The organism is Ruegeria sp. BHSA163 (genome assembly GCF_059613365.1).
In genome coordinates, this window is the sequence record NZ_JBXWSJ010000008.1 from 92769 (window position 1) to 111845 (window position 19077).

Annotated in this window: 16 protein-coding genes and 1 pseudogene; 4 read left to right on the top strand and 13 right to left on the bottom strand. The window is 53.2% G+C overall.

The window, feature by feature from the left end:
- The first annotated feature begins 34 nt into the window (after nt 1-34).
- Both AC2FNV_RS06180 and AC2FNV_RS06185 read left to right on the top strand, forming a co-directional pair.
- Nucleotides 35-1417 carry a leucyl aminopeptidase family protein gene (locus tag AC2FNV_RS06180; protein ID WP_170480847.1) on the top strand — a complete coding sequence of 461 codons (1383 nt, stop codon included), beginning with the start codon at nt 35-37 and terminating at the stop codon, nt 1415-1417.
- Nucleotides 1414-2151 carry an NlpC/P60 family protein gene (locus AC2FNV_RS06185; protein WP_170606413.1) on the top strand — a complete coding sequence of 246 codons (738 nt, stop codon included), beginning with the start codon at nt 1414-1416 and terminating at the stop codon, nt 2149-2151. Before AC2FNV_RS06180 ends, AC2FNV_RS06185 begins: the two co-directional genes overlap by 4 nt.
- Here AC2FNV_RS06185 and AC2FNV_RS06190 read toward each other — a convergent pair.
- From AC2FNV_RS06190 to AC2FNV_RS06250, 13 genes are all read right to left on the bottom strand, one after another.
- Nucleotides 2148-2498 (bottom strand): DUF2794 domain-containing protein, encoded by a 351-nt coding sequence (locus AC2FNV_RS06190; RefSeq protein WP_170480851.1) that lies wholly within the window; start codon nt 2496-2498, stop codon nt 2148-2150. The two genes, AC2FNV_RS06185 and AC2FNV_RS06190, sit on opposite strands and share 4 nt — an antisense overlap.
- A gap of 74 nt (nt 2499-2572) precedes the next feature.
- Nucleotides 2573-4237 carry an ABC transporter permease gene (locus tag AC2FNV_RS06195; RefSeq protein ID WP_170606415.1) on the bottom strand — a complete coding sequence of 555 codons (1665 nt, stop codon included), beginning with the start codon at nt 4235-4237 and terminating at the stop codon, nt 2573-2575.
- A gap of 111 nt (nt 4238-4348) precedes the next feature.
- Nucleotides 4349-5569: a phenylacetate--CoA ligase family protein gene (locus tag AC2FNV_RS06200; protein ID WP_170606417.1), complete on the bottom strand. Its 1221-nt coding sequence runs from the start codon at nt 5567-5569 to the stop codon at nt 4349-4351.
- A gap of 19 nt (nt 5570-5588) precedes the next feature.
- On the bottom strand, nt 5589-6422 hold the full coding sequence (locus AC2FNV_RS06205; protein WP_170606620.1) for an ABC transporter ATP-binding protein: 834 nt from the start codon (nt 6420-6422) through the stop codon (nt 5589-5591).
- A gap of 81 nt (nt 6423-6503) precedes the next feature.
- Nucleotides 6504-7787, bottom strand: coding sequence for an ABC transporter substrate-binding protein (locus AC2FNV_RS06210; protein WP_170606419.1), 1284 nt, complete (start codon nt 7785-7787; stop codon nt 6504-6506).
- A 74-nt stretch (nt 7788-7861) separates the two neighbouring features.
- On the bottom strand, nt 7862-8938 hold the full coding sequence (locus AC2FNV_RS06215) for a branched-chain amino acid ABC transporter permease (RefSeq protein WP_170480859.1): 1077 nt from the start codon (nt 8936-8938) through the stop codon (nt 7862-7864).
- A gap of 3 nt (nt 8939-8941) precedes the next feature.
- Complete coding sequence (locus AC2FNV_RS06220; RefSeq protein WP_170606421.1) at nt 8942-9199, bottom strand: hypothetical protein; 258 nt, start codon at nt 9197-9199, stop codon at nt 8942-8944.
- A gap of 2 nt (nt 9200-9201) precedes the next feature.
- Complete coding sequence (locus AC2FNV_RS06225; RefSeq protein WP_170480863.1) at nt 9202-10188, bottom strand: branched-chain amino acid ABC transporter permease; 987 nt, start codon at nt 10186-10188, stop codon at nt 9202-9204.
- A 29-nt stretch (nt 10189-10217) separates the two neighbouring features.
- Nucleotides 10218-11036 carry an ABC transporter ATP-binding protein gene (locus tag AC2FNV_RS06230; RefSeq protein WP_170606423.1) on the bottom strand — a complete coding sequence of 273 codons (819 nt, stop codon included), beginning with the start codon at nt 11034-11036 and terminating at the stop codon, nt 10218-10220.
- A 60-nt stretch (nt 11037-11096) separates the two neighbouring features.
- Nucleotides 11097-13040, bottom strand: a complete 1944-nt coding sequence (locus AC2FNV_RS06235) for an AMP-binding protein (RefSeq protein ID WP_170606622.1) — start codon at nt 13038-13040, stop codon at nt 11097-11099.
- A 234-nt stretch (nt 13041-13274) separates the two neighbouring features.
- A complete protein-coding gene (gene mutT / locus AC2FNV_RS06240; RefSeq protein ID WP_170480869.1) occupies nt 13275-13673 on the bottom strand; it encodes an 8-oxo-dGTP diphosphatase MutT in 399 nt (132 codons plus the stop codon).
- Nucleotides 13670-14896: a bifunctional glutamate N-acetyltransferase/amino-acid acetyltransferase ArgJ gene (argJ, locus tag AC2FNV_RS06245; RefSeq protein ID WP_170606425.1), complete on the bottom strand. Its 1227-nt coding sequence runs from the start codon at nt 14894-14896 to the stop codon at nt 13670-13672. Before argJ ends, mutT begins: the two co-directional genes overlap by 4 nt.
- Nucleotides 14897-14903: 7 nt before the next feature.
- Nucleotides 14904-15752, bottom strand: a complete 849-nt coding sequence (locus AC2FNV_RS06250; RefSeq protein WP_170606427.1) for a peptidylprolyl isomerase — start codon at nt 15750-15752, stop codon at nt 14904-14906.
- A gap of 176 nt (nt 15753-15928) precedes the next feature.
- Between AC2FNV_RS06250 and secA the strand changes: the two genes are divergently transcribed.
- Both secA and AC2FNV_RS06260 read left to right on the top strand, forming a co-directional pair.
- Nucleotides 15929-18646: a preprotein translocase subunit SecA gene (gene secA, locus AC2FNV_RS06255; protein WP_170606429.1), complete on the top strand. Its 2718-nt coding sequence runs from the start codon at nt 15929-15931 to the stop codon at nt 18644-18646.
- Between the two features lie 100 nt (nt 18647-18746).
- A pseudogene (locus tag AC2FNV_RS06260) lies at nt 18747-19077 on the top strand (hypothetical protein); the annotation flags it as partial.

Below are 19077 nucleotides of genomic sequence, written 5' to 3' on the forward strand. Positions count from 1 at the left end.
ATCTTGGCGCGAACACAACAGCCCCGAGAAGCCTATGCCTTTGTCCTTTGCAGCACCCGACGAGTCCACCATTGCTCTTGAAGTCGTGGCACAACCTGATCTTGAAGCATGGTTGCAGGAACAGCCAACTCAGGTTGCCGCATGGGTCACGGCAAACGGATTCACCGGTGCTTTAGGGCAAGTCATTTTGTTGCCGGAGCCGGACGGTTCACCGGCCAAAGCCGTTGCAGGATTCGGTAGCGCAGAAAAACGTGCACGTAAACGATTTCCGTTGGCTGCCGCAGCTGAAGCTTTGCCAAAAGGCTCGTACCGAATCTCATCAGAGCTGCCGGATGCCATTCTGGAAAACGAATGTTTGGGCTGGCTGATGACAGCCTACAGCTTTGACAAGTACGCTGACCAATCGTCAAGCAAAGCAAGGCTGACTGCACCCGAAGGCGTGGATGTTACTCGGATTGAAACATTGGCCAATTCCGAGGCTTTGACCCGCGATCTGGTCAACACACCTGCATCCGACATGGGCCCCGAACAGCTGCAGTCTGCGGCCGAGGCATTGGCGCAAGAATTTGACTCCTCGTGCAAAGTGGTCCTCGGAGAAGCCCTGTTAAGGGACAACTTTCCAATGATTCACGCCGTTGGCCGTGCCGCAGAACAAGCTCCGCGATTGATTGAGGTGAACTGGGGACACAAAGGGCCCAAACTGACTTTGGTTGGCAAAGGCGTCTGTTTTGATACCGGTGGACTGGACTTAAAACCAGCTTCTGCCATGGGGTTAATGAAAAAAGATATGGGTGGGGCCGCAAACGTGTTGGGCTTGGCGCGCATGATCATGGCTTTGGAACTGCCCCTACAACTACGCGTTCTGATTCCTGCGGTTGAGAATGCTGTGGCCGGCAACGCCTTCAGACCCGGGGATATTCTGACGGCAAGAAACGGTTTGACAGTTGAGATTAACAATACTGACGCCGAAGGTCGGCTGGTGCTGGCCGACTCTCTTGCTTTTGCTGCTGAGGAACACCCTGACCTTGTTATCTCGATGGCCACTTTGACCGGGGCCGCTCGCGTTGCCGTCGGACCAGATATCGCCCCTTTCTATTCCAACGACGATAAAGTTGCGGAAATAGTGCAGCAGAAAGGACAAGCCACCGCTGATCCAGTCTGGAGGCTTCCGCTTCACACTCCATATGAGGCCATGATCGAACCTGGGATCGCGGATTTGGATAATGCACCATCGGGCGGTTTTGCAGGTTCGATAACCGCAGCTTTGTTCCTTCGTCGATTTGTCGACGAATGCCGTTACCTTCATTTTGACATCTATTCCTGGCAACGCACGAAGGAACCGGGTCGCAGCAAAGGTGGATTGGGGCAGGGGCCTCGCGCAATACTCGCCGCGCTGCCGGAGGTTTTGGGTTTATGAGCCAACGACGCGTAGTAAACCCTGTAGTTGATCTTCTTCGGGAGCCCAAGGGTCAGCGGGACCGGCAACTGTTATTTGGCGACACCGTCACAGTGTCCGATGTCGCTGACGAGTGGAGTTTGGTGATCTCGGACAAGGATGGCTACCGCGGGTGGGTTGCCTCTGGTCAACTGGGAGAACTTAGCCCCGAGACACATTGGATACTTGCTCCGGCAACTCATGTGTATACCCAACCAGACATGAAAAGCGCCGATATTCTGTCGTTGAGTCATGGCAGCAGGATAAGAGCATTGTCTGAACAACATGGCTTTCTGGAAACCGAGTTGGGGTATGTACCCCAGGTGCATGCCATTCCAACTTTTTCCCGTTTGACCGATCCTGTCGCAGTGTCTGAGCAGTTTCTTGGCACACCTTATCTTTGGGGCGGCAACAGCCGGTTCGGTCTGGATTGCTCAGGTCTGGTACAAGCCGGGCTACTGGCTTGCGGAACAGCTTGCCCCGGCGATAGCAGCGATCAAGAACGTCAGCTGGGCAAAACCTTGCCTAGGGGCACACTGGCCGAACGCGGCGACTTGTTGTTCTGGAAAGGTCACGTTGCCTGGGTCGCGGGCGAGAATTTGCTGCTACACGCAAACGCCTACCACATGGCTGTGGCATATGAGCCGATGGACAAAGCGATCTATCGTATCGAGAAACAGGGAGACGGAGCCATTACGTCGCACATTAGGCTTTAATCAGGGTCTACAGCCCGGATTAATTTTCGCTCCAGAACCCTAAGAACTGTTCGCAGATCTTGCCCTCGTTTCAGGATACGACCATCCATTCCGACCACGGAATACATCCCTTGACGCAAACGCAATCCCGGGTGCTTTTCCACACGGTAGATCGGGTGTTCTGCTGTTCTTCGGAATATGGAGAATATCGCCACATCGCGCAGGTTGGATATTCCATAGTCGCGCCATTCCCCGGCGGCGACCATCCGGCCATATACGGACAGAATCTGAGACATCTCACGCCGGTCAAAGGAAACCGGCATCTGCGCCGGACGTGAGGGAAACCGGCTGGGAGGCTGCATGTTCATGACCCAAGCCTCGCCGGAAATCCAAATAGAATCAAGCCTACCGCTCTTAGATTGCGCATTTTCATTTCCACCTGTTACCGTCGGCCAACCTGACGACAGATCAGAATTACTGGTAACAACCCTACTGCCAATATGACCAGTGACGGAACCGCTGCGCCCTCCAACCGTTCGTCCGAAGCCAGCCGATAGGCCTGAACCGCAAGTGTGTCAAAGTTGAACGGTCGCATGATCAGTGTCGCTGGCAGTTCTTTCATTACATCAACGAAAACAATCAATAACGCAGTCAGCAGCGATGGTGTCAGAATTGGCAGATGAACCCGGCGCAATGTGCCCAGAGGCGTTTGCCCCAATGACCGAGCCGCCGCATCCATGTTGCTGTGAACAGTGCTTAACCCGCCTTCATACGCGCTGAGGGCCGCAGCGAGAAATCGAACCATGTATGCCGCTATCAACAGCCAAATTGATCCTGTGACCAACAATCCTGTCGATATTCCGAAATTTTGGCGCATCCAAGCGTCCAAAGTATTGTCGAACATGGCGAAAGGCACCATCAGCCCTACGGCGATAACGCCTCCGGGCACTGCGTAGCCCAATCTGGCCATATAAGCCGCCATATTCGACCCGCGCCCCGGTCTAAGGCGTTGAAAGAAACCAACGCCGATTGCGGCGCAAACCGTGACCAGCGCCGCTGTTCCCGCCAACAACAGCGAGTTACGGATAAAACCCAGATAGCGCCGGGAAAACAAATCCTGCTCGGAATCCATACCCATTTGCACCAGAATGAAAACGGGCAACAAAAACCCCAACAACACTGGTATGCTGCACAACGTGAACGCGGCGACTGATTGCCAGCCATTCAGCTGTGCCGCACCCATTCCCGCGTGACGCTTGCCGGTTTGATAGTATTTTGCCTTGCCACGTTGAGTCCGTTCGGCCACTGCCATTACCAAGGCAAAAACCAGGAGGCAAGACGCCAGTTGAGCCGCCGCTGCACGATCAGCCATCGAGAACCAGCTTGTGTAAATACCCGTCGCAAAGGTCTGAACGCCAAAATACGCAACAGTGCCGAAATCTGCGATTGTCTCCATCACCGCCAAAAGCACACCGCCTGCTATAGCTGGACGCGCCATGGGCAATGATACACGCCAAAAAGCCGCCCATGCGCTGTTTCCCAGTGCTCTCGCGGCTAAAAATGCGGTAGCGCTTTGTTGAAGAAAAGCCGCTCGAGCCAAAAGGTAGACATAAGGATACAACACAAGGATCAGCATTACTGCTGCACCTTCAATGGATCGAATTTCAGGAAACCAGTAATCCCGGGGACCCCAGTCCATTACTTGCCGCAAGGTGGACTGTACAATGCCGGGATGATCCAGAATAAACGTGTAGGCGTAGGCTAATACGTAAGCTGGAAATGCAAGCGGAAGGACCAGCGCTATTTCCAAAAATCTAACCCCCGGAAAACGCGTCATGGTCACCAACCAGGCAGCACCAACCCCAACGGAAAACGTGCCTGCCGACACCAATAAAACCAAAATCGCAGTGGTCAGGACGTATTCCGGCAGAACTGTTGACAGCAAATGTGCGATTGTATCCGTGCCGCCAGTGACCGCCGCCACGACAACAGCCAACATTGGTAAAAGACAGGCTGCCGCCACGGTGTAAGCAATGCACCCGACAAATCGTGTGCCCAGCGCTCCGCGATTGCGGGTTCCGTGTTCTGCAAATTCGATTTTGGCCATTTACCAGGCTTTTGATCGACAATCCCAACGATTTGTCTTTAATCGACTAAAACGCTCGGAAACACCAGTAGGCGCGTCAAAGTTTCTTTGACGCTTTTGTTGTTCACCCAGTTATTCGTAGACCCGCTGATCTTCGATTACCAACCCATCCTTAGGCAGCGAGCCTGGCGCGACAACTTCTATGGCTCCCTTTAGTTTTAGTACCTCAACAACGGTTTTTGCGTAGGCCGAGTCGTCGCCACCGGGGCTTTCGATCTGCACGGTCAAAGTATCCATCTCTCCGTGACGAGCCGCGATGACGCGCGCCTTGACGATTTCCGAATGTTTATCGACCAATGCGGCCACCTGTTCGGGGCGCACAAACATACCCTTAATCTTTGTGGTTTGGTCTGCGCGGCCCATCCAACCCTTAATACGCATGTTGGTTCGCCCACACGGTGACACGCCTGGCAGTACTGCAGACAAATCTCCTGTCGCAAAACGTATGAGTGGATAATCAGGGTTCAACGAGGTGACGACCACTTCGCCCACATCCCCATGCTCCACCGGAGTTCCCGTTCCCGGGGTCACGATCTCGACGATCACATGTTCATCAATGATCATCCCCTCCATCGCGGGACTTTCATACGCGATGTTGCCAAGATCCGCAGTTGCATAACATTGAAGACAGGCGATCCCGCGATCCGCATATTCCTGCCGCAAAGAAGGGAACAGAGCCCCGCCTCCAACAACGGCTTTCTTGAAATTTAGCAAAACGCCCATTTCTTCGGCCTTGTCCAAGATTACTTTAAGATAATCCGGAGTGCCGGCATAAGCTGTGCATCCCACATCACGTGCCGCAGTGACCTGCAATTCGGTCTGCCCTGTTCCGGCCGGAAGCACTGCCGCCCCTACCGCACGGGCGCCGTTTTCAAAAATCATTCCTGCGGGGGTCAAGTGATAACCAAAGCAATTTTGAACAATATCTTCGGGCCCGACTCCGGCAGCATGGACAAACCGCCCCATCCGCCACCAATCGTGATCCGTACTTCCGGGTTCATAGATCGGACCCGGCGACTGAAAGATGTGATGGAATCGTGCCGCCGGCTTTAACGTGAATCCGCCAAATGGTGGATGATCCGCCTGAGCGCGTACTAAGTCAGACTTTCTAAGAACGGGAATATTCACCAAATAATCCATCGAAGAAATGGATTCCGGTTCCACATCTGCCAGATACGCAGCATACCCTGACGCAGTTTTGGCCTTTTCAATCTGAGCACGCAATGCTCGCGTTTGTTCGGCAGCACGCTGATCTGCCGAGCGGGTTTCGAGGGCATCGTAAAACTTCGTCATCACCTACTCCTCCATCCGCTTACAACCACCTCTTGCGGCGGCGGTATGAGCGCACGTCACGAAAACTTTTGCGGCCTTCTTCGGACATGCCGAGATAGAATTCTTTTACGTCCGGGTTCTCACGCAGTTCAGCCGCAGGACCATCCATCACGACGCGGCCAGACTCCAGAATGTACCCATAGTGCGCAAACCGCAGGGCGACATTGGTATTTTGCTCGGCCAGTAGGAATGAAACGCCTTCTTGTTCGTTCAAATCCTTCACAATACCGAAAATCTCTTCGACCAACTGCGGCGCCAGTCCCATAGAAGGCTCGTCCAACAAAATCGTTTCCGGACGGGACATCAGCGCGCGTCCCATCGCGAGCATCTGTTGCTCGCCACCTGACGTATAACCAGCCTGAGAACGGCGGCGCTCCTGCAACCTGGGGAAATATTTGTAAACTAATTCAAGGTCTTGCTGAATAGCCGTATTGCCATCCTTCCGCGTGTAGGCCCCGGTTAGCAGATTTTCTTCGACGGTCAGGTGCTCGAAGCAGTGGCGACCCTCCATAACCTGAATAACGCCTTTCTCAACCAGATCAGCCGGGTCGCTTTCGTGAATGCTCTGGCCGCGATACTCGATTGTGCCCTTTGTAACTTCGCCTCGCTCTGAATGCAGCAAATTCGAAACCGCTTTTAGGGTTGTTGTCTTGCCAGCACCGTTGCCACCCAACAAAGCGGTGATCCCACCTTTCGGCACAGTCAGGCTCACGCCCTTCAGCACAAGGATAACGTGATTGTAGATCACCTCGATGTTGTTGACCTCAAGCAGGGTTTCCGTCTGAACGTCATTGCTTTGTGCCGCATCCAGCATCAGCGTGTCCTCATGCCTGTCCACTAGTGGACGTGGGTGTTCAGGACGGCAGCAATCTGCCGTCCCGGTTCGCTTTTCACTTTAGTTGCAGCGCGATGCGATGTTGTTTTCCGAGGCATAGGCGCCAGAGTCCGCATCAATCAGCGGGCCAATTACATCGCCGTCCGTTGCCTTGAATTCGGAAATCAGAGACCATGTTTTGTTGGCCGCATCCCATTGGGTCACACCCACCAGGGCGTCACCACCATGGTTGTCACATGACACCGCAAAGGTCGGGCCAAAATTCGGCATGCCAAGTTCCGCCATCTTCGCTTCGGTCATTTCCAATGCCTCCATGCCATCGCGCATGTCGGCAGGGGTGATGTCTGCATTACCAGAAATCTCTTGCGCCTTTTTGGCGGCTTCGGCTGCCAACATCGCCGCATAGAGACCACGGTTATAGAGAACGGTTCCGACTTGATCGCCAGCGCCAGCCGCTTTGCCCGCATCAACGACGTACTTTTTCAAGTCGTCATAAAGCGGATAGTCCGCACCAACGTTGTGGAATGTAAGCGCCTTGTAGCCATTTGCTGCCTCACCTGCAGGCAGTACGTCGTTCTCAGAGCCTGACCACCAGATGCCAATGAAGTTCTCCATTGGGAACCGGATGTTGGCGGCTTCCTGTACGGCAACCTGGTTCATGACGCCCCAACCCCACATCAGGACATAATCGGGACGATCCCGACGAATCTGAAGCCACTGCGACTTCTGTTCCTGACCTGGGTGGTCGACCGGCAATGCTACCAATTCAAAGCCATGCTTTTTCGATAGCTCCTCGAGGGTACGGATTGGTTCTTTTCCGTATGCCGAGTTGTGATAGACCAAAGCAATCTTCTTGCCATTCAGGTCGCCGCCGTTTTCATCCAGCAGGTAATTTATCGCGCCCGAGGCACCATCCCAATAGTTAGCCGGATAGTTAAACGTATGGCTGAACACGTCGCCGTTCTTTGCCGACGTTCTGCCGTACCCCATCGTGTGCATCGGAATTCCGTCTGCCATTGTTTTCGGGATCAGCTGATAAGTAATCCCGGTCGACAACGGCTGGTACACAAGCGCGCCTTCGCCCTTGGTCGATTCATAGCATTCAACACCTTTCTCGGTGTTGTAGCCTGTTTCACATTCAATCACCTTGGCTGGAATACCGCCAATTCCGCCGTCACGTTCGTTCAACAGCGTGAAATAGTCAGCATAGCCATCGGCAAATGGAATGCCGCCCGCTGCGTACGGTCCGGTCCTATAGCTAAGCGATGGGAACACAAGATCGGCCATAGCCGGGCCCGCGGCCATCAGTGCGCCCAGCGCAATGGTTGCCAGTTTCTTTTTCATCGGGTGTTTCCTCCCTTTTTTGATCCGATGTTGGTCCGGGCTTAATGCCCGTCTTTTCTTTGGGCCAGCCCCGCTCAGTGCGGGAACGGCCATAGTCTGAGTTTCTCTTTCGCGACGCGCCAAAGCTGCGCCAAGCCGTGTGGCTCAAGGATCAGGAAAATGATGATCAACGCACCTACGATCACCAATTGCAGGTGGGCAACGATATCTGTCGGCCAACCCAACCAATCGGCTCCGACAACTTTTAGAACCACCGGTAACAGCACTAGGAATGCAGCGCCCGCAAAGGATCCGAAAATCGAGCCTAACCCGCCGATAATGACCATGAACAACACCAGAAATGATTTCTGAATGCCGAACACTTCGCCAACTTCGACAGCGCCGAGATATACCGCAAAAAACAGTGCACCGGATACTCCTACAAAGAACGAGCTGACTGCAAACGCGGTAAGTTTCGCTTTTAGAGGGTTAACTCCGATTATCTCGGCGGCGATATCCATATCGCGGATTGCCATCCACGTGCGCCCGGTTGTGCCGCGTGTAAGGTTGCGAGCAATAATGGCGCAAACAGTCAGGAAGATCAGGCAGAACAGATACGTCGCCCACGCCGGAGCGTTTGGCCCCGTGATGATAATGCCGAATACATCGCGTTCAGGTGCGTTGATCTGGCCTGATGCAGAGTAGTTGTAGAACCACGGCACTCGGTTAAAAAGCCAGACCAGAAAAAACTGGGCTGCAAGCGTGGCAACGGCCAAGTAAAAACCTTTTATTCGCAGCGAAGGCAACCCGAATAACACGCCGACAAGAGCTGTGATGCCGCCCGCTAGCAAAACGTGAATGAACATGCTGACATCGGGAAAGGCAGTCATCAGTTTGTAACAGGCGTATGCACCGACCGCCATAAATCCGCCTGTACCAAGGCTGACTTGCCCGCAATATCCAACCAGAATATTCAACCCAATTGCGGCGATCGCATAGATCAGGAATGGCAGCAGAAGGGCGTTTGCCCAATAATCATTGATGACAAATGGAATAATGCCGAACGCCACCGCTAAAACAAAGTAATACCGATATCTGTCAAACTTGATTGGGAAAGTCTGGCTGTCATCAACGTAGGAGACTTTGAAGTCCCCTGCTTCACGATAGAACATGTCTTACTTTCCCCATTCTTCTTGTGCCCGGTTTCGAGTGGCGGCGTCCAATTGATTGGACCTTTTTGCATATCCGCTCGATTCTGAGGCGCGCACTAGTTTCATGTAAGCCAGAACTCCTGTGACCAGCCCGGCAAATGCGAGCAAGGCGGCGACAACCATCTGGCTTTGACTAAGACTGTCAGAGGTGACAGCGATATAACCAAATGCCCAGAAGCCAGCCCAAGCAATGACATTGACGATGGCGATCAGCTTTTGCATCGCTACACCCTCTCGATGATTTTCTCGCCGAACAGACCTTGTGGCCGGAACACAAGAAAGATCAGGGCCAAGACGTAGGCAAACCAATTCTCCGTGGCACCGCCAACCATGGGACCTATGGTAAACTCGAACAGCTTCTCGCCGACCCCAATGATCAACCCGCCCACAATCGCGCCCGGGATCGATGTGAACCCACCCAGCATGAGGACTGGCAATGCCTTAAGAGCGATCAGCGATAATGAAAACTGCACTCCGGACTTGGTTCCCCACATTATGCCCGCGACCAGCGCGACAAAACCGGCGACTGACCACACCATCACCCATATGAAATTCAGCGAAATTCCGACTGACAACGCAGCTTGGTGATCGTCCGCAACCGCACGCATCGCCCGGCCCTGTTTGGTATACTGGCTGAATGCAACCAGAGCTGCCACCAACAAAGCTGCGATGACCGTGGCCACAATATCCAGATTATCGATGAAGAAGCCGTACCCGAATATGTTGAACGTTGCCTCGTCAATCCACAGGTTGATGCCTTGCGGCAAACCAACATCCAGTGTCTTGATCTCGGACCCCCACATCAGATCCGCAACACCCTCCAGGAAGTAGGCCAATCCTATCGTGGCCATAAACAGGATAATAGGTTCCTGGCCGACCAGATGCCGCATTACGAACCTTTGCACCGCCCATGCCAGAAAGACCATGACGGCCATAGTCAAAAGGATGGCCACGAACGCCGGTATATTCCAGCCAAACTTATGAATATGTGTTCCAAAAACGGCGTTGATCAGATGTGCAAACGGCACCTGACCGTTCATTATGCCCACCAGTGTCATAGCTGCAAACAAGGCCATAACACCTTGCGCATAATTGAAAATTCCTGACGCTTTGTAGATCAGAACAAAGCCTAGCGCGACCAGCGCATACAGTACACCGGCCATCAAACCGTTGAGGATGACCTCCATCGCAAATACCAGTTGCTCAGGCATTATTACCCCCCCAAATGTCAGACCGGAAATTAGTCATGGCTGACTCCCAAATAGGCGTCGATAACTTCTTGGTTGTTGCGCACCTCATCAGGTGTGCCGTCACCAATTTTGCGCCCGTAATCCATCACGACCACACGGTCGCTCAGGTCCATCACAACGCCCATGTCATGTTCGATCAAAGCAATGGTGGTGCCGAATTCATCATTCACATCGAGGACAAAACGGCTCATGTCCTCTTTCTCTTCAACATTCATTCCAGCCATCGGCTCGTCCAATAACAACAGCTTTGGCTCGGCCGCCAAAGCACGGGCCAGTTCCACACGCTTTTTCAAGCCATAAGGCAGCCGCGAAACTGGCGTTTTGCGAATGTGCTGAATTTCGAGAAAGTCGATAATTTTTTCGACCGCTTCACGATTTTCGACTTCTTCTGCCTCGGCCTTTCCCTTCCACAATGCCTGCTGGAAGATATTTGTTTTCATGTAGTTAAGGCGTCCCGTCATCACATTATCCAACACGCTCATTCCTTCGAACAATGCAATGTTCTGGAACGTTCGAGCGATGCCTTGCCGCGCAACCTCGTAAGGGCGCATCTGGGGGCGCTTTGCGCCATGAAACCAAACCTCACCTTCTTGCGGTAAGTAAAACCCCGAGATCACGTTCAACATCGAAGACTTGCCGGCTCCGTTGGGGCCAATGATGGCGCGGATTTCGCCTTCGCGGATATCAAACGAAATATCCTTGATCGCCACCACTCCACCAAAACGCAGGGTGATGTTTTTCATCTCCATCACCACGCCACCGATCTTTCGGCCATCTTCGGTGATATATCCTTCGGAGTTATCCAGCATCCGTGGCTCCTTGACTTACGCAAAAACGGGAAACCGAATGAGGCGGCGCACTGTGGGCAATCATTCTGCGGCCACCCTGTGTTCAGTAGACTTTACAACTGGCGCATCGACAATTTCTAAGGTTGCACTGATCGAACCCTTGCGACCGTCTTCGTATGTGACTTCAGTGGTCGTAGATACGGTTTTTGAACCGTCATAGAGCGCATCTATGATGTCCTGAAACTTTTCTTCGACAAAGCGGCGGCGCACTTTTCGGGTTCTGGTCATTTCGCCATCATCGGCATCCAGTTCTTTGTGCAGAACCACAAAGCGGTGCACCTGACAGCCCGATAGCATCTCGTCTGCTGCAACTGACTTGTTCACTTCTTTAACATGGCTGCGTATGGTCTCTAATACTCGGGGGTGGCCGGTTAATTCCTGATAGGAGGCATAAGCTACGTTGTTCCGTTCCGCCCAATTGCTCACGGCCGTCAGGTCAATATTGACAAAAGCTACGCAACGGTCTTTTCCATTGCCGAACAGAACGACCTCAAGGATGTCAGGATAAAACTTTAGTTTGTTTTCAACATACTTGGGGGCAAACATCGATCCGTCAGCCATTTTGCCGACATCTTTAGCGCGGTCGATAATACGCAGATGGCCGGATTCTTCTTCGATAAATCCGGCATCGCCTGTGGCAACCCATCCTTCAGCATCCTTTGTTGATGCAGTAGACTCGGGGTTCTTGAAATATTCGACAAACACCCCGGGCGAGCGATAGTGAATCTCACCTGTATCGTCGATTTTCAGTTCGACGTCCGGCGCTGGCACACCCACAGTGTCAGCTCGGACCTCGCCGTCCGGCTGAATAGTAATAAATACAGTTGCTTCGGTCTGGCCGTATAGCTGTTTTAGATTTATTCCCAGTGAGCGATAAAAGTCGAAAATTTCAGGCCCGATCGCTTCGCCTGCCGTATAGCCGACCCTGAATCGACCGTATCCCAAGGTGTCTTTCAGCGGTCCGTATACCAGCAAATTGCCCAATGCATATTTCATGCGATCGGCAAGTCCTACTTGACCACCGTCAAGCAGACGGCCACCCACTTTCTTCGCGTGCGCCATAAAATAACGGAACATCCGCTGCTTCAGATTGCTCGCATCCTCCATCCTAATCATGACGTTTGTTAGCTGAGTTTCGAATACACGCGGCGGAGCAAAGAAATATGTCGGCCCGATCTCACGCAGATCGGTCATCATCGTATCGGCACTTTCGGGGCAATTTACGCAGAACCCGCACCAATAGGCCTGTCCGATCGAAAAAATGAAATCCCCGACCCAAGCCATTGGTAAATAGGAAAGTATATCCTCTTTCTGGTTCAGGTGATCAAAGTCCGACGAATTCTTAGCGCTTTCGATAACGTTCCGGTTCGACAATACTACGCCCTTGGGCTTGCCCGTGGTGCCCGACGTATAAAGCATTACACAAGTGTCGTCGTAAGTGATTTCAGAGATACGTTTGTCCAGTTCGGCATCAAATCTCGCGTGCCCGGCGCTTCCCTCGGCCATGATGTCGGACAAAGCATTCATCTGGCTGTGGTCGTATTTCCGCATCCCCCGCTTGTCGGTGTAGAGGATATGTTTGACCTGATGCAGGTTTTGCTGGATCTCGATAACTTTGTCGACCTGCTCCTGATCGCCACATACTACGTACTTTGCGCCGCAGTGCTCCATCACATAAGCCATCTCTTCAGCGACGGATTCCTGATAAAGCGGCACTGGCACGGCGCCCACCATTTGCGCCGCTACCATAGACCAATAATGTGCCGGACGGTTGCGTCCGATCACGGCAATGTGGTCCCCTTTTTCGACGCCAATTTCAAGAAAACCCAATGCAATCGACCGAACCTCTTTGGCTGTTTCAGCCCAGGACCAGCATTGCCAGATTCCAAACTCTTTTTCCCGATAGGCCGGGGCATCGCCAAATTGAGTCGCATTGCGATGAAGCAGCGCCGGAAGAGAATACATCCCTTCGGCGCCCGACAGCGTCTGAGCCAATCTTTTTTCCTCCCTGTCCAACCCCTCCCAGGGTCGGAAATGGCGGGTCCGGACCATACCCCGGCCACCTGCGTCCCGATTAGGAACACAAGAACGATCAGCGTCAACTTTTTCCTGATGTTTTCTCAATTCTTACGAATTGTAACAGGGTGCCCGTTGTGTTGTTATGCGCCGAACTGAAGCCGACTCTAAGTTGCCCCGAATTTACAACCAATCCCGCAAAATCGGAATCAATGGCACGTCTGCTGCAGGCATCGGATAATTGCGTAAATCTTGCGCACGGACCCATTTCAGTGCCTGACCTTCCTTGGACTGCGGTATACCTTCCCATTTGCGGCAGGCAAAGAGTGGCATCAGCAGATGGAAGTCATCATAACTGTGGCTGGCAAAAGTGAGCGGCGCCAGGCACGAGGCCCAAGTATCGATGCCAAGTTCCTCGTGCAATTCGCGGATCAGCGCGGATTCCGGCGTTTCGCCATGTTCGATCTTGCCTCCGGGAAATTCCCACAAGCCAGCCATGGATTTACCTTCGGGGCGCTGCGCCAACAACACCCTTCCTTCGATATCAATCAGGGCAACTGCAGAGACTAATATGGTCTTCACGAGCGATAATCCGCGTTTATCTCGATGTAGCCGTGGGTCAGGTCACAGGTCCAAACAGTGGATGCTCCATCGCCTAGCCCAAGATCGACGGCAATAACCAGGTCCTGACCTTTCATATAATCTGCGGCGTCTTCCTCACGGTAACCCGGGCTGACCCAGCCGTTTTCAGCCACCAGAATATCACCAAAGGAAATACTCAACTTGTCGCGGTCTGCTGCCGCTCCTGATTTTCCGATCGCCATTACAACACGGCCCCAATTCGGGTCTTCGCCTGCTATTGCAGTTTTCACAAGCGGTGAGTTGGCAATTGCCGATCCGTGGACCTTGGCATCGCCGTCCGAAACGGCTCCTGTAACGCGGACCTCCACGAACTTCGTTGCACCTTCTCCGTCGCGGACGACTTGCTGAGCCAAGTCCAGCATTACGGTTTCCAGCGCTTGGGCAAATTCCGCGCTCCCGGTTACGTCCACGCCGGAAGCGCCGGTTGCACACAGCAGTAACGTGTCAGATGTCGACGTGTCACTATCGACGGTTATACAGTTAAAAGTTCGATCTGTTTGAGTGCTCAACAGGCTTTGCAACTCTGATTGTTTCACCACCGCATCCGTGAATATGTATACCAGCATCGTCGCCATATCTGGCGCGATCATTCCCGACCCCTTGGCTATCCCTGCAATAGAGACTGTTTTTCCACCGATTTCGACCTTTGTACTGGCCCCCTTGGGAAATGTGTCGGTGGTCATAATTGCCCGGGCGGCATCTTCAATCGCGTGGCGACTGAGCCGAGATTTAAGCGCTTCAAGCTGTGAGACAATTCTATCGTGGGGTAATGGCTCGCCAATGACGCCTGTCGACGATGTGAATACCCTTTCAATTGGCACGCCGGTGGCTTTGGCGACGGCCTGTGTCAACTCCGTCACCGAAGTCTGACCGTATTGACCCGTAAACGCGTTTGCGTTGCCTGAGTTCACAAGAATTGCTGCCGGCTTATCGTTGGCGCCGCCAATTTTTTCCTGACAGTCGAGAACTGGTGCTGCACGGGTTGCTGAACGCGTAAAAACTCCGGCAATCGAAGTGCCGGGGTCCAAAACTGCCAACATGACGTCTGTGCGACCCCGGTAGCGTACTCCAGCCTCAACCGTGGCAAATCGCACGCCATCGATCGATGGCAATTCTGGAAAGCCCGCTGGAGCCAGCGGGGAAACTTTGGTGATCGCGGCCACGTTTGGTCTACTCCTGAATTAGGTCCAACTGACGGATAATTTCCGGACCGGCGCCCTCAATTTCAGGGCGTTCAATTTTGGACTGTTCGGTCAATTCGTCCAACCGAGCCTGGATAGCGTCCTGCCGAATGGTTTGAGCCAATTCTTCACGAATAGCGTCGAATTCCGGTGCCTTTGATTTGCGCCGGTCATTCAGAATCACAAGGTGCCAGCCAAATTGGGTTTGCACCGGTTCCGAAACTTGACCCTTTTCCAGTTCGACGACCGCAGATTCAAACTCAGGAACCATCTGTCCTTTGCCGAACCAACCAAGTGCACCGCCATTCGGACCAGAGGGGCCCGTGGACTTCTCTTTTGCCATTTCCGCAAAGTCTGCTCCATCTTCGAGCTGAGCCTTTATTGCCTTGGCCTCATCTTCGGTTTCTACAAGGATATGGCTTGCGTCAAACTCGTCGTCGCCTTCAAAATCTGCGAACCGCGCATCATAAGCGGCCTGAATTGCCTCTTCGGTGACTTCTGTTTCGGTGATGGCATTCACGGTTTGCACAGCAAGCAGTGATCGCGACTCGTTTTCCAACGTCAGGGCATTTCTTTGGGTCAGGTTCTCTTGCTGCTGGCTTAGAAGTTGCTGCTGAACCAACTGCTCGAGAATAAAGTCGTATAAAACCTCATCCTCCAACTGCTGGTACTGCTGCGGCAGGTTTGCAGTCGTTGCAATGACGTGACCCAATGTGATCTCGTCACCATTGACGCGGGCCACAACTGTTTTCGCATCTGGCTTGGTTTCAGCGACAAGCGGCAGCGCCATCACGGCAGCAAATGCCAACGATGGCAAAAAAGTGAGGCCTTTGGGCATGGAATCATCCTATTTTCTTGCCACGACAGGGCGCGGCGTTGACACTCTGGAACCTGCCGCTTACATCGCTTTGAAGCCTTGGACAGGGCCGCCTTTCACCCCCCGTATCTATGGGTTGCGCGCAAGGTGGGCAAGCCTGTCGCAACCAAGACAAGATTTGATCCGCTGGAGTGAACATGCTGGGACTCGGAACGCTCGCCAAAAAGGTGTTCGGAACACCGAACGACCGCAAGATCAAGGCGACCCGCCCCCTGATCGAAAAGATCAACGCGATGGAGCCAGAGTTTGAAAAACTGTCGGATGAAGGCCTGAAGGAAAAAACCGAAGAATTGCGTAAGCGCGCGCTGGGCGGCGAAAGCCTGGATGACCTGATGCCAGAGGCGTTCGCAAATGTGCGGGAGGGTGCGAAGCGAGCTTTGGGCCTGCGTGCATTTGATGTGCAGTTGATGGGCGGCGCCTTTCTGCACCAAGGCAACATATCCGAGATGAAAACAGGTGAAGGCAAGACTTTGGTCGCTACTTTCCCTGCTTATCTGAACGCGTTGACGGGTAAAGGTGTTCACGTTGTTACGGTAAACGAATACTTGGCCAAACGAGATGCCGAGTGGATGGGCAACGTATTCAATGCCGTGGGCATGACAACTGGTGTAATTTGGTCCGGCCAACCCGACGACGAGAAGATGGCTGCTTATAATTGCGACGTCACCTATGCCACCAACAACGAACTGGGATTTGACTACCTTCGCGACAATATGAAGGCGGACCTGAACCAAGTTTACCAAAAGCACCACAACTTCGCGATCGTGGACGAAGTTGATTCGATCCTGATCGACGAGGCGCGAACACCTCTTATTATCTCAGGCCCCTCACAGGATCGCTCGGACTTGTACACTGCAATCGATGCCGTGATCCCGACCCTGAACGAAGAACACTTTACACTGGACGAAAAGACCAGAAACGTGACGTTCACGGACGAAGGCAACGAATTTCTCGAGCAACAGCTGATTGCTGCAGGTCTGCTTCCCGAAGGTCACTCGCTCTACGATCCAGAAAGCACGACTGTAGTGCACCATGTCAATCAGGGACTGCGTGCGCACAAACTGTTCGTGCGAGATAAGGACTACATCGTTCGGGATGGTAATGTCGTTTTGATTGATGAGTTCACTGGGCGCATGATGCCAGGGCGACGTCTGTCGGAAGGTTTGCACCAAGCCATCGAAGCCAAGGAAGGTGTTCAAATTCAACCTGAAAACGTGACCCTTGCAAGCGTGACGTTCCAAAATTACTTCCGCCTTTATGAAAAACTAAGCGGCATGACCGGGACCGCTTTGACCGAAGCTGAAGAGTTTGCCGAGATTTACGGTCTTGGCGTCGTTGAAGTACCCACGAATAAGCCAATCGCACGCGAGGATCGCGACGACCAAGTCTATCGCACCGCTGCGGAAAAATACGACGCTATGATCCAGCAAACCAAAAAGGCCGCCGACAAAGGCCAACCGGTTCTATTGGGTACGACATCCATCGAAAAGTCAGAACTGCTCAGCCAGCTGTTGACCAAAGAAGGTATCGAGCACAACGTCCTGAATGCTCGTCAACACGAGAAAGAAGCGCAAATCGTGGCAGACGCTGGCCGTTTGGGTGCGGTTACCATCGCCACGAATATGGCCGGTCGAGGTACAGATATTCAACTAGGCGGAAATGTCGAGTTGAAGGTTTTGCAGGCCTTGGCTGAAAATCCCGAAGCTGATCCGGCCGAGCTGCGCGCTGCCGAAGAAGCGCGGCATGCTGAAGAAAAAGAAAAAGTACTGGAGGCCGGGGGTCTGTACGTCATGGCCTCAGAGCGTCATGAAAGTCGCCGCATCGACAACCAGCTGCGTGGCCGGTCCGGCCGGCAGGGCGATCCGGGTCGCACTGTTTTCTACCTGAGCCTCGAAGACGATCTGATGCGCATCTTTGGCTCGGAAAGACTGGACAAGGTGTTGACCACGTTGGGAATGAAAGAAGGTGAGGCGATTATCCACCCGTGGGTAAACAAGTCACTGGAACGCGCTCAGTCCAAGGTCGAAGGGCGAAACTTCGACATGCGCAAAAACGTCCTCAAGTTCGACGATGTCATGAACGATCAGCGCAAGGTAATATTTAGCCAAAGGCGCGAGATTATGTCCTCGGACGACCTGTCAGATATTGTTTCGGACATGCGCGAGCAGGTGATCGAAGACCTGATCGACGAATTTATGCCGCCAAAAACATATGCTGACCAATGGGATGTAGACGGTCTGTACGAAGCCGTTAAAGAAAAGCTGACCATCGATGCTCCGGTTCAGGACTGGGCAGCCGAAGAAGGCGTGGACGACGAAGAAATACGCGAGCGTTTGGTCAAGGCAGCCGACGAAATGATGGCTCAGAAGGCAGTCGCCTTTGGTCCGGAAAACATGCGAAACATCGAAAAGCAGGTTCTGTTGCAGACAATTGACACCAAATGGCGAGAGCATCTGCTGACGTTGGAGCACCTGCGTTCGGTTGTTGCGTTCCGCGGCTACGCCCAGCGTGATCCGCTGAATGAGTACAAGAATGAGAGCTTCCAGCTTTTCGAGGGCATGCTTGACGGCCTGCGCGAAACCGTCACACAGCAATTGTCGCGTGTTCGCCCTCTGACCGAAGAAGAACAGAAGGAAATGCTAGCGCAGATGGCAGCGCAACAGGCTCAGGCACAACAGGCGGTGGATCAGGCGACAAATCGAGCCGAAGCAGTAGCAGAGGCCGAAGCTTCGGGTGATGCTTTGCCGGGATTTGTTGAAGACGATCCATCAACTTGGGGCAATCCGTCGCGTAACGACAAATGCCCCTGCGGATCTGGAAAAAAGTTTAAGCACTGCCATGGTCGCCTGACTTAAACCGGCCCAATTCCGGACACAATGACTCCGCCGCGCGGCCACATATAAGCCGTGATTGTTAAAGAGAGTCAGAGTCGCTCCGGTTATTGGGGATGGTGAATTGTTTGTTGTAAGAAACTACGTGACCATGGGTGGCACTGTGGCATGCGCCCTGGCGATTGGTTATCTGATGCAGAATGGTTCTGCAGGACGGGCCGACCAAGTCGAAGCTGTTGGTGAACTAACGGAATCTGATCAAGCTTCGGTGCTGGCCGGACTTGAAAGAATTACTTTAACGTCTTCTCCGACGCCGTCTCATAGTCCAACTTTGGCGTTCGGGCCTCAAAGGGGCTTGCAGCGTGCGCAACCTGTCCCACAAACGAATTGTTCCCTGAATGCTCGAGCGACGGCAGCACCTGACGCCTCAGCACGTTTGACGTTAAAAGCTCCGT

Bases quoted from the DNA above. Each gene is read 5' to 3' on its own strand.
- AC2FNV_RS06180 (WP_170480847.1), top strand. From the start codon at position 35: ATGCCTTTGTCCTTTGCAGCACCCGACGAGTCCACCATTGCTCTTGAA.
- AC2FNV_RS06185 (WP_170606413.1), top strand. From the start codon at position 1,414: ATGAGCCAACGACGCGTAGTAAACCCTGTAGTTGATCTTCTTCGGGAG.
- AC2FNV_RS06190 (WP_170480851.1), bottom strand. From the start codon at position 2,498: ATGAACATGCAGCCTCCCAGCCGGTTTCCCTCACGTCCGGCGCAGATG.
- AC2FNV_RS06195 (WP_170606415.1), bottom strand. From the start codon at position 4,237: ATGGCCAAAATCGAATTTGCAGAACACGGAACCCGCAATCGCGGAGCG.
- AC2FNV_RS06200 (WP_170606417.1), bottom strand. From the start codon at position 5,569: ATGACGAAGTTTTACGATGCCCTCGAAACCCGCTCGGCAGATCAGCGT.
- AC2FNV_RS06205 (WP_170606620.1), bottom strand. From the start codon at position 6,422: ATGCTGGATGCGGCACAAAGCAATGACGTTCAGACGGAAACCCTGCTT.
- AC2FNV_RS06210 (WP_170606419.1), bottom strand. From the start codon at position 7,787: ATGAAAAAGAAACTGGCAACCATTGCGCTGGGCGCACTGATGGCCGCG.
- AC2FNV_RS06215 (WP_170480859.1), bottom strand. From the start codon at position 8,938: ATGTTCTATCGTGAAGCAGGGGACTTCAAAGTCTCCTACGTTGATGAC.
- AC2FNV_RS06220 (WP_170606421.1), bottom strand. From the start codon at position 9,199: ATGCAAAAGCTGATCGCCATCGTCAATGTCATTGCTTGGGCTGGCTTC.
- AC2FNV_RS06225 (WP_170480863.1), bottom strand. From the start codon at position 10,188: ATGCCTGAGCAACTGGTATTTGCGATGGAGGTCATCCTCAACGGTTTG.
- AC2FNV_RS06230 (WP_170606423.1), bottom strand. From the start codon at position 11,036: ATGCTGGATAACTCCGAAGGATATATCACCGAAGATGGCCGAAAGATC.
- AC2FNV_RS06235 (WP_170606622.1), bottom strand. From the start codon at position 13,040: ATGTATTCTCTTCCGGCGCTGCTTCATCGCAATGCGACTCAATTTGGC.
- AC2FNV_RS06250 (WP_170606427.1), bottom strand. From the start codon at position 15,752: ATGCCCAAAGGCCTCACTTTTTTGCCATCGTTGGCATTTGCTGCCGTG.
- secA (WP_170606429.1), top strand. From the start codon at position 15,929: ATGCTGGGACTCGGAACGCTCGCCAAAAAGGTGTTCGGAACACCGAAC.